The sequence below is a fragment of the Gemmatimonas sp. UBA7669 genome, from assembly GCF_002483225.1.
Classification (GTDB): domain Bacteria; phylum Gemmatimonadota; class Gemmatimonadetes; order Gemmatimonadales; family Gemmatimonadaceae; genus Gemmatimonas.
The window spans coordinates 51608-66175 of the sequence record NZ_DLHL01000015.1; the positions used below are offsets into that span (position 1 = coordinate 51608).

The following is a 14568-nucleotide window of genomic DNA, read 5'->3' on the forward strand; positions in this document are numbered from 1 at the left end:
AGAGGGCGGCCATCAGGGCGTCTGCTTCCAGAACGCGATGCCGCTGGCCTGCTGGCCCACGTCGGCGGTGCCGACCTTGGCGCGCGCCACGATGTCGATGACGTCCACCTTGCCGGGCTGCGCGCCCACGCCCTCGCTGGACACAAAGGCATAGCGCGAGTCGGCGGACACGGCGATGCCGTGCGCGAGGCGGTTGGAGGTGGGCACGACGCCGACACTCTTGCCGGATGTCAGATCAAAGATCTCGACGGCGTGGCCCTGCTTGAGCGTGGCCATGAGGTACTTGTTGTCGGCCGTGGCGGCGAGATTGTACACGCCGCGGCCCGTCTTGAAGCGCCGCTGCAACGCCCAGGTCTTGCGATCGATCTCGAGAATCTCGTCGGCCTTGTTGCACGCCACGTAAATGCGATCGCCCTTCGCTGACGGCTGTGCCCAGGTCGGCGAGCAGGACGCGGGCGTCATGTCATGCTTTGCGAGACCGAGCCCGGCGCGTCCCACCTGCGCCGGATCGACGACGGGGCCGGCGGCCTTGGCTGCAGGTGCGGCGGCATTGTGCGCCGCGTGCGCGTCATGCCCCGTGTGATTCATGCCGGCATTCATGGCCGCGAGGGTGCCCGCCGTGAGTGGCAGCGGGCCTTCCTTGCCCTTGGCCAGCGAGAAGCGGCGCGAGACCTCGAAGCTGCGCGTGTCGACCTCCACCAACTGATCATCCATCATGCAGGTGCTGTACTGGTGCAGGCCATCCGCCGTGATGCGACTGCCATGCGGCATGGTGCAGGTCACGATGCGCGCGACTTCGGTGTTGGTGGGCGTGTACACCACCGACACCGAGCTCGGCACCATGTCACCGTGCAGATTGAAATTCACCGACAGTGTGTAGAGTCCGTCCGGCGTGACGTCGATGGACGCCGGGAAGTTGCCGAGCAGGGTGCCATTGCCGACGAGCGTGTCGGGGCCGAGCTCGTACTTCCAGTACTTGCCATCGGGAAAGCCGTGGCCGGTGGTCATGTACAGGTATCTGGCGTCGGCCGAGATGACGAGGCCGTGCGGGCCTTCCATTTCGGCGGCGAGTTCGCCGATGGCGGTCGTTCGCTCGACCGTCGTGCCCGAAGGGCCGAAGCGTACACGATGGATGAGGTCGGCCGACTCGGCCCCGACATACACCCAGTAGTCCCGGGTGGGCTTGGCGGGCTGCGGCGGCTTCTGCTGCGGCCGTTGCTGCGCAGACACCGAAGAAGCGGCGAGTGTCGCGGCGATGCACAACGCCGTGGTCCACCGCTGGAATTGGGAGCCGGATGCGTGTCGCATGTCTGCCTTGCGTGGGGGAAGTTCGGGACGCATGATGGCCGGGTGTCCCGCGCCGGTAGGGCGCGTCAGGGCACTGCCATCATCCCCTCGGAGACCTCCCCATGAACGTAGCGCGCCGCCTGCGTTTCGTCACGATTGCTGCCGCCGTGTCGGCGGTCGGTCCACTGCCCTCTGTGTCCCTGCACGCGCAGGCGGCGCCCGCGGCTGCCACGGTGGCCCGTCTGGTGGCCGAACCGGCGCGCGTCACGCTGCGTGCCGGTGAATCCACGCCGGTCAAGGTCACGGCCTACGACGCCAATGGGCGCGCGCTCAGTGACGCGACCGTGCGTGTGACGGGGCCGCGCCAGGCCATGCGCTACAGCAACGGCAAGCTCGAAGCGTTCCGTGCGGGCTCGTACACGGCCACCGCCACGGCCATGGGCGCGCAGGGGCCGATCACGCTCGACATTCCGGTCATCGTGAGTTGGCCGGCACTGGCCAAGCTCACCATGACGGCCGACTCGGGTCGCTTGTACACCGGTGTGGCGCTGAACCACAAGATTGAAGGCACGCACGCCGACGGCAGCCCGCGCTACGGCCTTGTGGCCACCTGGCGCAGCAGCAACGCCGCGGTGGCCGAAGTGGATCGCTTTGGTACGGTGACGGCGCTCAAGCCCGGCGCGGTGACGATCACCGCTGAGGCGGAAGGTGTGACGGCGAGCACGTCGTACACCGTGGTGACCAACCCGGTGGCGAGCATCGCGCTCGACATTCCCGAGGACGTGATCCTCACGGGACAGGTGGTGCGACTCAAGGCCACGGCACGCAACGCGAGTGGTACCCCGGTAAGCGACGCGCCCATCACCTGGAGCTATACCTACACGCCCGACGATACAACCGTCGCGCCGGGTGGCCCGGGCATCGTGGACTGGGGCCGCTTCACGGCCAACCATCCGGGCCGATTCACGCTGCTTGCGCAGAGCGGCGGCGTGGTGGCGCGCAAGGTGCTGGAAGCCAAGCCGCGTGACGTGGTGCGCCGCATTTCCGTAACGGGTCGCGGCACCATCAACACCACCGCCACCAGCGACCTGTGGCCGTGGACGGGAAAGGATGGCCGCGACTACGTGCTGGTGGGCACCTGGGGCGGCGATGGCTATGGCATGGTGTTCGACATCACGGACATGAACAACATCGTGAAGACGGACTCCATCAAGATCGACGCGCGCACGATCAACGACGTGACGGTGTCACCCGACGGCCGCTACGGCGTGCTGGCGCGCGAGGGCGCGTCCAACCGTATCAACGGTGTGGTGATCCTGGACCTGGCCAATCCGGCGCATCCCAAGATTGCCTCCACCTTCGAGCAGGAATTGACGGGCGGCGTGCACAACATGTTCGCCACCAACGATCACCTGTTCGCGATCTCCGGTGGTCAGAAGTACGTCATCATCGACGTGAAGGACATCTACAAGCCGAAGTACGTGAGCGAGTACCAGCATCCCAATGCGCGCATTCATGACCTCTGGGTGCGCGACGGCATTGCCTACTCGGCACAGGGTGGCGTGGGCACCGTCATTGTGGATGTGGGCAACGGCAAGTGGGGCGGCACGATCGAGAAGCCCAAGCTCATCAACGTGTTCCCCATCAACTCGGGTCACGAGATCTATCCGTACGTCCAGAAGTCCACGGGTCGCACCTATCTGTTCATCGGCGATGAGGAGATGAACCGCGCCGGCCGCGTGTGGGAAGGGACGAACTATCGCAGCACGCTCGGCCAGAAGGGCGGCATCGCGCAGACCTCGGGCGGCTACGTGCACATCGTGGACGCCACCGACCCCATGAACATGCGCAAGGTGGGCCGCTACCACCTCGAAGACTACGGCGCGCACGACATCATCGTGGAAGACGACGTGCTGTATCAGGCCTACTACGACGGCGGCGTGCGCATTGTAGACGTGAGCGGCGAACTGATGGGCAACCTGGCCGAGCAGCGGCGCGAGATCGCGGTGTTCAAGCCGTATGACCCGCAGGGCCACACGGCCAACGCGCCGTTCGTGATGAACGCGATGCCGTGGAAGGGGCAGATCCTGTTCACGGACTTCAACACGGGTCTGTGGGCGGCGAAGCTGGAGCCGAAGCAGAAGGCGATTACGCCCTGAGGAACAGCAAACTGCGATAGCCTTTGCGCCGGAAGCCTTTACGCCAGAAGCCGTAGGTCGGGAGCACGATGCGCGACGGCGTGTGCTCCTGACCTACGGCTTCTGAGTTCAAGGCTAGCGGCGTATCGCTCCCGCAGTTTGCAGTTATTCAGGCCGGTACCTTCCCCACACCCCTTCAAGCGCGTCCGCGATTTCGCCCACCGAGGCGCGGGCGCGCACGGCGTCGATGATGAGTGGCATGAGCTCCGCACGCGGCCCACTGTGTGAGGCCAGGTACTGCGGAGCCACCGCCACCAGGTGCTGCAGCGCAGCGGTCACGGCGTTGGGGTCGCGCTCGGCCTTTACGGCGGCCAGTCGCGCCACCTGATCGCGCTCGAGCGCGCTGAAGTCCGGCGCGGGAATGATTGGCGGATCCTGCCCGTCACCAAACTTGTTGACGCCCACCACCACGGTGTCTCCCGACTCCACGCGCAACTGGTACTCGTAGGCGCTGCGCGCGATTTCCTCCTGGAAGAAGCCGGCGCGAATGGCCTCGGCGGCGCCGCCCAGTTCGTCCACCTTGCCAAGCAGCTCCATGGCGCGCGCCTCGATGGCGTCGGTGAGTTGCTCCACGTACCAGCTGCCGGCGAGTGGATCGACGGTATTGGCAATGCCCGACTCGTAGCCCACGATCTGCTGCGTTCGCAGCGCGAGTGTGGCGGCTTCGGCGGTGGGCAGGGCCAGCGCTTCGTCGTAGCCGTTGGTGTGCAGTGACTGCGTGCCACCCAAGGTGGCGGCCAGCGCCTGCACGGTGACCCGCACGACGTTATTGAGCGGCTGCTGCGCCTGCAGCGTCACGCCACCCGTCTGCGTGTGGAAGCGCAGACGGCAGCTCTGATCGTTGGCGCCGAAGCGCTCGCGCATGAGCCGCGCCCACAGTCGCCGGGCGGCGCGGAACTTGGCCACTTCCTCGAACAGGTCGTTGTGCGCGGCAAAAAAGAACGACAGGCGCGGTGCAAACAAATCCACCGGCAGACCGGCGTCGACGGCCTGCTGCACATACGCCAAGGCGTCTGCAAAGGTGAATGCCACCTCCTGCACCGCCGTGGCACCGGCCTCGCGAATGTGGTAGCCACTGATGGAGATGGGATTCCACTGCGGCACTTCGGCGGCGCAGAAACGGAACATCTCCGCCGTGAGCGCCAGCGATGGCGCGGGCGGATAAATGTACGTGCCGCGCGCGATGTACTCCTTGAGGATGTCGTTCTGCACCGTGCCCGAGAGCTTCTCGCGCGAGATCCCGCGCTCCTCGGCTACCACGATGTACATGGCCAGCAGCGTGCTGGCGGTGGCGTTGATGGTCATGCTGGTGGACACCTTGTCCAGCGGAATGCCATCAAAGAGCAGATGCAGATCGTCGACCGTGTCGATGGCCACGCCCACGCGCCCCACTTCGCCCGTCGCACGCGATGACGACGAATCGATGCCCATTTGTGTGGGCAGATCGAAGGCTACGGACAATCCCGTCTGTCCCGCGTCGAGCAGCAACTTGAAGCGCTCGTTGGTGGCCTTGGCGGTACCAAAGCCCGCGTACTGCCGCATGGTCCACAATCGCCCACGGTACATGGTGGGCTGCACGCCGCGCGTGAAGGGAAATTGACCTGGATCACCCAGGTCGCGCGCGTAGTCGGTGGACACATCGGCCGGCCGCACGACGGCCGGCACGGGAATACCGGAGGGAGAGAGGCGTTCAGACATGCCGCAATCTAACAGCCGGTCGACCGCATTCCGCGACCGACCGGCTGTCTCACCACGCACTGCGCCAGACGAATCAGCTGGCGGATACCGGCGTGGGTGCGGGGCGCGTGGCGCCACGCCGCTCGGGTATGCCGGGCGCCACGTACCTGGGCAGCGGGAACTCACTCACCAGTTCCACCTCGGCCTTGCTGCCGAGGTACAGCGGCGTGCGCTGATGCAGTTCGGTGGGCTCGACATCGAGAATGCTGCCGTATCCATCGGTGGCCGCCCCACCAGCCTGCTCGGCAATGAACGCGAGCGGATTGGCCTCGTACAACAAACGCAGCTTGCCGCGCGGCGACTTCTCGTTGGCCGGATAACAGAACACACCACCGCCGAGCAGATTGCGATGGAAGTCGGCGACGAGTGAGCCCACGTATCGCACGTTCAGCGCCTTGCGCTGTCCGTCCAGTCCCCGATAGCGGCGCATGAGCGCGCGCGTGGGTTCGGGCCAGTCCTGCTCGTAGGCGTCGTTCACCGAGAGATAGCGCGCCCGCTCGGGGATGCGAATGTTGGGATGCGAGAGCAGGAACTCGCCAATGGACGGATCGAGCGTGAAGCCATGCGCGCCCTGTCCGGTGGTGTACACCATCATCGTGCTCGAGCCGTACAGGATGTAGCCCGCCGCCACCTGACGACGGCCCGGCTGCAGCAGGTCTTCCATCTCGCCGCGTGTGCCGCGCGTGATCTTGCGGAACACCGAGAAGATCGTGCCCACCGGCACGTTGACATCGATGTTGGATGAGCCGTCGAGCGGATCGAACAGCAACACGTACTTGCCGCTGCGGAAACCCTCGGGGATCTGAATGATGTCGGGCTCTTCTTCCGACGCCATGGCGCAGAGACGGCCGCCATGATCGAAGGCCTTGACCACGATTTCGTTGGCGATGACGTCGAGCTTCTGCTGGACCTCGCCCTGCACGTTTTCGTTGGTGGTGGCGCCGAGGATGTCGGCGAGGCCGGCGCTGCGCACCTTGTTGGCGATCATCTTGCCGGCGAGCGCCATGTCGTAGAGGATGCCGGACAGCTCACCGGTGGCCTCCGGGAACATGCGCTCCTGTTCGATGATGAAACGCTCAATGGTGACGACCGAAGTCGCGGTGTGCTTGACCACGGCGGGACTCCCTGCAGGGGAAAGGGACGGCACGGAATACGGGGAAGCTCGCAAGGTCGAGGCCCCCCAGCAAGCGTTACGGGGGCGAGACTGCGTCTTCATGACGATGAAACACATGTAACAAGCGCTAGGGGACGCGCCATCGTTCCCCGCGGGACTCAATCTCCAGTATCTGTCCGTCGGAACGCACCACGATGACACCCTCCAGGTCGGTGCGCAGCAGCGGCACGCCGCGGCCAAAGAAGGCCTCGAGGGTCTCGAGCGCGGGGTGGCCGTAGCGGTTGCCGGCCCCGAGGGACGCGAGGGCCACGCGCGGGGCTACCGCGTCCAGCAGGGCCGGCGACGAGCTCGTACGGCTCCCATGGTGGCCCACCTTGAGCACGTCGGCCTTGAGATCGTCAGGCGCATACTGCGAGAGCAGCCAAGCCTCCTCCTCACCTTCGGCGTCGCCGGTGAGCAGCAGGCGATGCGCGCCGTACCGCACGCGCAGCACGACGGACGTTTCGTTGGCATCGGGCTGCGCCGCGGTCCACGTGGAGTCAGGTGCCAGCACGTCGAAGTGCACCCCGTCGAGCGTGAGCGACTGTCCGGGGCGCACGCGCTGCCACCGTAGCTGCTGTTGCTGCACCCGCGAGAGCGCCTCGCGATAGCCGGGACTGGTGCCCACCCACGCCGACTCCCACCAGAGACGTGGCCTCAAGGCCTGTACGACGCTGGCGGCGCCGCCGGCGTGATCATCGTGCGCGTGGGACAGCACGAACAGTGCCAGCTCGCCGCCGCGACGCCTGAGATGCGGCACGACCGTACGGCGGCCCGCGTCGCCGCCCTGCCAGCGCGGCCCGGCGTCAACGAGTACCCAGCGACCGCGCGGCGTGCGCAGGGCCACCGCGTCACCCTGCCCCACGTCGAGCATGTGTAATTCAAGGACGTGGTGTGTGCGGTTCGGCCAGCCGAGACGGGCTGTGATTGCCTGTATCGCCCCCTGCGCATCGGCGGCTGCCCACCAGAGTGTCGCGCATGCTGCCATCGCCGCACCGAGCCGCCAGCGCGTGGCGTCATGCGTGCCCGCGCGCGAGGCCGTGCTGCGCACGAGCAACGCCAGCGTGAGGCCGGCGCCCACCGCCACCGAGAGACTTGGGGCCACGGGCCACACGGCAAAGGGCAGCCGGGCTGCCCACGCGGCCAGCGCGTCAAGCGCGGCCATGAGGGGCTGCGTGGCATCGGGCAACCAGATGGCCACCGTGGGCCAGGCGGCGCACAGCATGGCCCAGGCCAGCGCCAGAAAGAGGGCGGGCTGCAGCACCCCCACAATGGGCGCCGCCGCAAGATTGGTGAGCGGTGCGACCATGCTGATGCGTCCGAAGGTCCAGGCAATGAGCGGCGCCGTTACCACCGTGGCGACAACGCCCGTAAGACACTCGGCCACCAGCCAGCCCCTGATGCCGCGCCAATGCGCCATGCGTACGACTATTTCGCGAAGACGTTGCTGCGCGCGCTCCCCCACGTGAGTGTTGCCTGCGCGATGCGAGAAGCGGCGACGTTGTTTGATCGACTCTTCGCGCGCCCAGTGACGCCAGCGACGACGGGTCGCGCGCGCCGCGACCAGGGCCGCCATACCCGACACACTGAGTTGGTAGCCAAGGTCGGACACCACGAGTGGGTTGTGTGTTGGCACCAGGGCGCCGAGCGCGAGCGCGGTCCATTCGTGCACGGGTCGCTGCCAGCGCGCGGAGAGCGTGACGACTGCCAGCATGATGGCACTGCGCACCGCTGGTGCGGGCGCGCCAAGCAGCAACACATAGGCACACACCAACGCCAGCGCGGCCGGTTCGAGCCATTGGCGCGGCACACGCAGCATGCCGCCCAGCGTGAGCAGCGCCGAGGCAATGATGGCCACGTGCATACCGGACACCGACAGCATGTGCACGAGTCCCGCGTCGGCATACTGGTCACGGACGGCGTGGTCGATGCCATCCTGATCGGCTATGAGCAATGCGCGTACCAGCGGCGCCCGCGAGCGGAAGTTGGCGTCGATGTGTGTGCCGAGCGTGCCGCGCCAGCTTCGCAACAAGTCGTGCGATGGTGCGTCGAGCACACGCTGAACATCACCGCTTGGTGTCTGCTGCTGCGCACTCTGCTCGTGCGCACTCTGCTCAATGCGTAGCCCGCGAGCCGTGGTGGTCACGACTCCGGGGGCGGTGAGACGCTGACCAGGACGTGGCAAGGGGCCGAACCATCGCAGGGTGGCCGGGACTGCGCAGCTACCGAGCGCCGGACGTGCCGGCAGTTGCGCCACGCCGCGCACGAAGCTGCCACGCTGCCCTCGGCCAGCGGCCACATCATCCACCAGCAGCTGCAGGGTGTCGCCTGACTGCGCCGCAGCGGCGAGCTCCGTGCGGCAACTCTGCTGTTCGATGCGCGCGGCCTGTGCTAACATGGCGCCGGCGAGGGCAAAACATGGCGCGACGATCAGACGGGCGTCGCGCCACCAGACCAACGGCATCGCCTGCGAGCGACTGCGCGGTTGGCCACTCTGCCTGAGACGTCGCATCAGGCCCACGAACACCGCGGCCACCAATAGCAGCGGCAGCGCGGCCGTCACGTCCACGCCGCGGCCTTGCACCGTCTGCGCCCCAAGCGAATCGGCGCGCCCCCCGACGGCCAGGCCCAGCAGCCACCAGCACACCATATGCACAAGAAGCGGCATGCGGGCACCATGGCACCGCCGCCGCTTCCGTGTTGCATCAATTTGTTGCGCGCGGTGTTCTGTGCACGCGTGTCGCCAGCCTTACAACATGGGCAGCGGCTTGCGCTCCACCACACCGGCAACCGCAGACAGCGGTGTGCCAGTGAACGTGGCACCGGTGGTGCCCGTCAGGGTGACGGTGAGATAGTCCCCAATGGCGCCGGCGTCGGCCGGCACCATGACCGTCTTGAAGTCGCGGGAACGCGCCTGCAGCAACTCGCCATCACGCGCGACCTTCTCGATGAGCACCTCCATGGTGTCGCCGAGTCGGGCCATGTTGTTTTCGCGCGAGATGCCGCGTACGGTGGCCACCAGCCGATCGAAGCGTTCGGCCACCAGCTTGTCCGGCACGTGCCACTCCACCGGCATGCGTGTGGCGGGTGTGCCTTCGCGCATGGAGAACTTGAACATGAAGGCGTCGTCGAAGCGCACTTCGCGGCACAGCGACAGCGTGTCCTCGAACTCCTCGTCGGTTTCACCGGGGAAACCCACAATGATGTCCGTGGTGAGGGCGAGTCCGGGGATGGCGGCGCGCAGTCGCGCCACGCAGCCCAGATAGTCCTCACGCGAGTAGCGACGCAGCATGCGCTTGAGCATGCTCGTGCTGCCACTCTGCATGGGCAGGTGCACGTGCTCACACACCGTGGGCGTTTCCGCCATCGCGGCAATGACGCGATCGCTGAAGTCGTTGGGATGCGGACTGGTGTAGCGCACCCGGCGAATGCCATCCACGGCACCCACGGCGCGCAGCAGGTCGGCAAAGTCGTGCGTGCCGTCGGAGTAGGAGTTGACCGTCTGCCCCAGCAGCACCACTTCGCTGAGCCCCTGCTCCACCACCTGCTGCACCTCGCGCACCACGTCGGCCAGCTTCCGGCTGCGCTCGGGGCCACGCGTATAGGGCACGATGCAATACGTGCAGCGATAGTCGCAGCCACGCTGCACGGGAATCCAGGCCTTCACGCCCTCGAAGCGGCGCGCCACCACGTCCTCGTAATGCTCTTCGAGGTCGAAGTCGGTGGCCGTGAAACGCTCCCCGTTGCGGGCGCCATCGAGCAGCGACGGCAGCGCACGGTAGCCATCGGGGCCCACCACGAGCGAGACATGCTTGGCCTGATCGAGCACGCGGGGCCCGAGGCGCTGCGCCATGCAGCCGGTGACGCCCACGATGGTGTCGGGCTTCATGAAGCGGCGCAGTTCCCCCAGCCGACCAATGACACGCGTTTCCGCGTTCTCACGAATGGCGCAGGTGTTGACGAGAATGACGTCGGCCCCGTCGGGGGCATCAACGGGGTCGTAGCCGTGCGCGGCCAGCTTGCCGTACATGAGTTCCGAATCGGCCACGTTCATCTGGCAGCCGTAGGTCTCGATGTACACGGTGGGGCGTGTGGTGCTCATGGTTGACTCAGGGCCGGATCTGCAGGCCGATACCGAACAGCCACGCCGACTCCGACGCAGCCTGTCCGCTGGCTGAGCGTGAGGCACGCTGCAGCGACAGATCGATGGACGCGGACTCGCGGGCCACCGGAAGGCCGAGGCCCGTGGACCAGCGCGTCTCCCGCACCTGCGCCCCGCCCGTGTTGGCAAAGGGCAGCTGATTGCGCGCAAAGCCCGCGCGCACCAGCACCGGCACTCCGCGCAGGCGCGGGCCGGCCACTTCAGCACCGGCAAACAGGTTCTGGGCGTCGTAGGCCTTCACGCGCTCCGATCCCATGCTCTCCATGTCGGACCATGACACCTGTTCCATGCCGACGGCAAACGTGGAGCCGGCAATGCCGTCGTAGCGCAGCGCGAGCCCCAGTCGATTGGGGACGCCACCCGTGGCGCGCACGGTATCGCGGATGCGTGCATCGAAGTCGTTGCCCATGCGATACGACGCATGCGCCGACAGGTTGGGCAACACCCGCAGTTCGCCGCCCACCGACAACGCCGTGCCAAAGTACGTGGCGCGCGACGAATCGATGACGCCACCGAAACGCAGCGTGTCGGCAAAGGTCCGCTCACGCGCGCCCACATGCTCGCCCGTCATGATGTGACCGGCGAGGCCCACACGCAGACGGCTGTTGGCCTGCCAGCCAATGGCCGCTCGCAGATCGCCGATGGCGCCGCGCATGTCGAGCTTGTCCGTGGTGGGCACGGAGACGCCATTGAGCAGCGCCGAACCGGTGGTGATGGTCGTGAACGAGCGATCGAGCAGACTGCTGGCGGCCAGCGACACGGCCAGTCCACGTCCGGCCGGCACCGCCACCGTGAGCAGGGGAATGCGCTGCACAGTGGTGTTTTCGCTGCGGCCATTGAGGCGGAGCCGGCGATACTCGGGCTCCGCCTGCGCGCTCAGTACGGTGCGCGTGAGGCCGCCAATGGACGCCGGGTTGATGGGCGACAAGGCATCGAACTCGCCGAAGGACCCGGCGGTGCCCGCCGCACGCGTGCTGAGGCCACCCACCGGATAGCCGAAACCCAGTCCGCTCAGGGTACCCTGCGCGTGCAACGCGCCAGAGCTCGTCACCAGCAGCGCGGCGGTTGCCACCGCGACGGCAGAACGCGAACGAAGAAAAGTGCTCAAACGAGTGCTCAATGACATCATGGCAGCACGAAGTCCGCGCGCGGGAGGTAGGTGATGCGAAGACGGGGACGCAGGCCGGCCGCCGCCTCACTGCTGAAGAAGCGCAACTCTGCCGGCTGGGCGCCCTCGAGGCCGATACGGAAGGCCACGGCACGCGGCACGTTGAGCGGCAGTGTGCGCCAGGTCCGCGCGAGCGCCAGCACGTTGAGTGTGCGCAAACCGCTGTCCGACGGCACCAGGACGGCCGTGTCGACCGACGCAAAGGCCCCCTCGGCCGCCAGGTCCAGCACACGCCGCAGATTGTTGATGGAGTCGGTGGTGGTGGGCACGAGCGGAATGAGCGCCACCGTGTCGTTGGCGTTACCGAAACGCGAACGTGTCTGCGTGAGCAGCAGCTCGGCACGCACGATGGTGCTCGAGTCGGTAATGCGCAGCGGCACATTGAAGCGCAGGTAACTGCGATGCGCCGGATAGCCGCCCACCACCAGCGTACCCGGCGAGACACCGGCCGAGCCGAGGTCCGTGAGTGCGTAGACCTGATAGGCCAGCAACACGTCGGTGGTCGTGTTGCTGATGCTGGTGTTGGTGCCGAGGATGATGGGACGATACAGCGTGTCGGTGCGCGGATCGTAGCGCAGCGTGGGTGCGCCGGCTCCAAGCTGGAAGGCCCGCACGCGCAACTGCCCGCTGCCGCCGCTGATCTGCAGTCCCACGCGGAAGCGGGACCGGTTGGCGATCTTGCTTTCCAGCGCCGCGCGGCCGATGGGAATGCGCAGCGAGTCGCCGGTGGCGGAAGGCGTGACGGTGAGCGAGCCAATGCGACGATCACTCCGGAAGAGCGAGCGCACCACCGACGCCACCGAGTCGGAGGCCGTGGTGTCGACATCGAACACTTCGAGCGTGACCGGCGTGCTGCCGCGGCGGCCTGTGGTGTCGAGTGGCAACACGATGTACACCGAATCCACCGTGGTGATGGAGTCGAGTGTGCCGGTGCCGTTGGGCTGATAGGACGTGGCCAACTGGTCGAAACGCAGCACCGCGCGGGTGACGAGCGTATCGGGGCGATTGGCCAGCAGCAGCGTGGACGACAAGCCGAGCGTCGGATAGCCAGCCAGCGACGTGTCGAGCACCACGGCGTCGAAGGTGGTATCGCGGAAGGGCTCGTCCTGCGAAGGACAGAGACTGGGGCAGGCCACGCCGCCATCGAGATTCTCGGTGCAGGCCGCAGCGGCCACCGAGAGCAGGATGGCCGCACCAGCGACCAGCGGGGCACGCCACCGTGCCCAGGACCAACGGGACTGCTCAGACATTCTCGAGCGATGCAGGCGTGAATGGTGCCGGCAGCAACTCGGCCAGCGACCAGCGAGCCGTGCGCCCATCGGGCGCGACGGCAAAGACTTCGAGCGCGGGGGCGAATTCCACCAGCGCCTGACGACAGATGCCACAGGGCGGCGTGGGTTGCGCCGCCTCCGAGGTGATGACCACCCGCGTGAACCGGCGCACACCGGCCGCCACCGCCATGCCCAGCGCGACGCGTTCGGCACAGGTCCCCGCCGGATACGACGCGTTCTCCACGTTGCAGCCGGCAAACACGCGCCCGTCTTCCGCTTCGAGCGCCGCGCCCACGGGGAAGTGCGAGTACGGCGCATAGGCGTTGGCGCGCGCCGCGTCGGCCGCAGCGCGCAAGGGCGCCGGGGCCACGAGTGCAGACCCCGAGCTCATGCGTGCACAACCTGCGACAGAAACGACTGACCACGGCCCGTCCACGGGACACCGAACCACTCGGCAATCGTCGCGCCCACGTCCGAGAACGTGTCACGCGTGCCGATGGACCCGCCGCGCACACGCGCACCCGCCACCAGCACCGGCACCCGCTCGCGCGCGTGGTCGGTGGAGGCGGTGGTGGGATCGTTGCCGTGATCGGCGGTAATGAGCAGCAGGTCGTCCTCCCGCAGGGCAGAAAGCAGCACGGGGAGCGCCCGATCGAACGCCTCGAGCGCCCCCTGGAATCCGCGGACATCGTTGCGATGTCCGAATAGCTGGTCGAAATCTACCAGATTGGCGAAGCAGAACCCACGCGGGGCCGTCTCCAGCCAGTACTGCAGGGCGGCCAGGCCTTCCGTGTTGTCGGCCGTATGCTGCGAGACGATACCGCGGCCCGCAAAGAGGTCGTCGACCTTGCCGACGCCATGCCGCGGAACACCGGCGCGCTCGAGCAGGTCGAGCAAGGTGTCACCCGGCGGCTGGATGGAGTAGTCGCGGCGATTGGCCGTGCGGCGCCAGGCACCCGACTCACCCACAAACGGACGCGCAATGACCCGCGACACATCGTGCGGCGCCACCAGCAGGGCACGCGCGGTTTCGCAGGCCCGGTACAGCTCCTCGAGCGGAATCCACTCTTCGTGGGCCGCGACCTGAAATACCGAGTCGGCGCTGGTGTAGACAATCCACGCCCCCGTCTCGCGCTGCTGCTCGGCGTAGTCGGCAATGACCGTGGTGCCGCTGGCCACCGTATTGGCCACGACGGGGCGTCCGGTGGCCGCCACAAAGGCGTCGATGACCTCGGGCGGGAAGCCCTGCGGATAGGTCGGGAAGGGCCGCTCCAGATGCAGCCCGGCCAGCTCCCAATGTCCGGTCGTGGAGTCCTTGCCCGCTGAGCGCGGCAGCAGGACGCCGTACGCGCCAACCGGATGGGTCACCGGTGGGACCCCGACCACCTCGGTGGCACTGCCAAGGCCGAGGCGCTGCAGATTGGGCAGGTCGAGGCCCCCGACAGCGCGCGCCACATTGCCCAGCGTATCGCTGCCCGTGTCGCCATAGGCGGCGGTATCGGGCGCCTCACCGCAGCCCACGCCGTCGAGCACGAGCAGCAGCGCGCGGCGGGCCTCAGCCTGGACAGTTGTGGGTTCGAGAGACGGCATCG

General features: G+C 67.2%; 10 protein-coding genes. 1 reads left to right on the forward strand and 9 read right to left on the reverse strand.

What is annotated here, in order from left to right; all coding sequences use genetic code 11:
• Positions 1-12: 12 nt before the first annotated feature.
• Positions 13-1308 (reverse strand): YncE family protein, encoded by a 1296-nt coding sequence (locus tag B2747_RS05160; RefSeq protein ID WP_291157480.1) that lies wholly within the window; start codon positions 1306-1308, stop codon positions 13-15.
• A 101-nt stretch (positions 1309-1409) separates the two neighbouring features.
• Here B2747_RS05160 and B2747_RS05165 point away from each other — a divergent pair, with 101 nt between their 5' ends.
• The gene (locus B2747_RS05165) at positions 1410-3446 is read left to right on the forward strand and encodes an Ig-like domain-containing protein (RefSeq protein WP_291157482.1); all 2037 of its coding nucleotides are present in this window, start codon (positions 1410-1412) and stop codon (positions 3444-3446) included.
• Between the two features lie 144 nt (positions 3447-3590).
• On the opposite strand, the gene B2747_RS05170 is transcribed toward B2747_RS05165, so the two are convergent.
• The 8 genes from B2747_RS05170 to B2747_RS05205 all read right to left on the reverse strand — a co-directional run bounded on the left by B2747_RS05170 (position 3591) and on the right by B2747_RS05205 (position 14566).
• The gene (locus B2747_RS05170) at positions 3591-5183 is read right to left on the reverse strand and encodes an acyl-CoA mutase large subunit family protein (protein WP_291157484.1); all 1593 of its coding nucleotides are present in this window, start codon (positions 5181-5183) and stop codon (positions 3591-3593) included.
• A 73-nt stretch (positions 5184-5256) separates the two neighbouring features.
• Entirely contained in the window at positions 5257-6336 is a 1080-nt protein-coding gene (fbp, locus tag B2747_RS05175) for a class 1 fructose-bisphosphatase (RefSeq protein WP_291157486.1), read from the reverse strand.
• A gap of 127 nt (positions 6337-6463) precedes the next feature.
• Positions 6464-9043, reverse strand: a complete 2580-nt coding sequence (locus B2747_RS05180; protein WP_291157488.1) for a ComEC/Rec2 family competence protein — start codon at positions 9041-9043, stop codon at positions 6464-6466.
• A gap of 81 nt (positions 9044-9124) precedes the next feature.
• Complete coding sequence (miaB, locus tag B2747_RS05185; RefSeq protein WP_291157490.1) at positions 9125-10477, reverse strand: tRNA (N6-isopentenyl adenosine(37)-C2)-methylthiotransferase MiaB; 1353 nt, start codon at positions 10475-10477, stop codon at positions 9125-9127.
• A gap of 7 nt (positions 10478-10484) precedes the next feature.
• Positions 10485-11645 (reverse strand): hypothetical protein, encoded by a 1161-nt coding sequence (locus tag B2747_RS05190; RefSeq protein WP_291157492.1) that lies wholly within the window; start codon positions 11643-11645, stop codon positions 10485-10487.
• A gap of 17 nt (positions 11646-11662) precedes the next feature.
• A complete protein-coding gene (locus B2747_RS05195; protein ID WP_291157494.1) occupies positions 11663-12955 on the reverse strand; it encodes a hypothetical protein in 1293 nt (430 codons plus the stop codon).
• A complete protein-coding gene (cdd, locus tag B2747_RS05200; protein WP_291157496.1) occupies positions 12948-13367 on the reverse strand; it encodes a cytidine deaminase in 420 nt (139 codons plus the stop codon). Before cdd ends, B2747_RS05195 begins: the two co-directional genes overlap by 8 nt.
• Positions 13364-14566, reverse strand: a complete 1203-nt coding sequence (locus B2747_RS05205) for a phosphopentomutase (protein WP_291157497.1) — start codon at positions 14564-14566, stop codon at positions 13364-13366. The genes cdd and B2747_RS05205 overlap by 4 nt, the downstream gene beginning before the upstream one ends.
• Positions 14567-14568: the final 2 nt, after the last annotated feature.

What these genes read in the sequence shown, in the direction of transcription:
- B2747_RS05160 (WP_291157480.1), bottom strand. Translation starts at nt 1,308, where the DNA reads ATGCGACACGCATCCGGCTCCCAATTCCAGCGGTGGACCACGGCGTTG.
- B2747_RS05165 (WP_291157482.1), top strand. Translation starts at nt 1,410, where the DNA reads ATGAACGTAGCGCGCCGCCTGCGTTTCGTCACGATTGCTGCCGCCGTG.
- B2747_RS05170 (WP_291157484.1), bottom strand. Translation starts at nt 5,183, where the DNA reads ATGTCTGAACGCCTCTCTCCCTCCGGTATTCCCGTGCCGGCCGTCGTG.
- B2747_RS05180 (WP_291157488.1), bottom strand. Translation starts at nt 9,043, where the DNA reads ATGCCGCTTCTTGTGCATATGGTGTGCTGGTGGCTGCTGGGCCTGGCC.
- miaB (WP_291157490.1), bottom strand. Translation starts at nt 10,477, where the DNA reads ATGAGCACCACACGCCCCACCGTGTACATCGAGACCTACGGCTGCCAG.
- B2747_RS05195 (WP_291157494.1), bottom strand. Translation starts at nt 12,955, where the DNA reads ATGTCTGAGCAGTCCCGTTGGTCCTGGGCACGGTGGCGTGCCCCGCTG.
- cdd (WP_291157496.1), bottom strand. Translation starts at nt 13,367, where the DNA reads ATGAGCTCGGGGTCTGCACTCGTGGCCCCGGCGCCCTTGCGCGCTGCG.
- B2747_RS05205 (WP_291157497.1), bottom strand. Translation starts at nt 14,566, where the DNA reads ATGCCGTCTCTCGAACCCACAACTGTCCAGGCTGAGGCCCGCCGCGCG.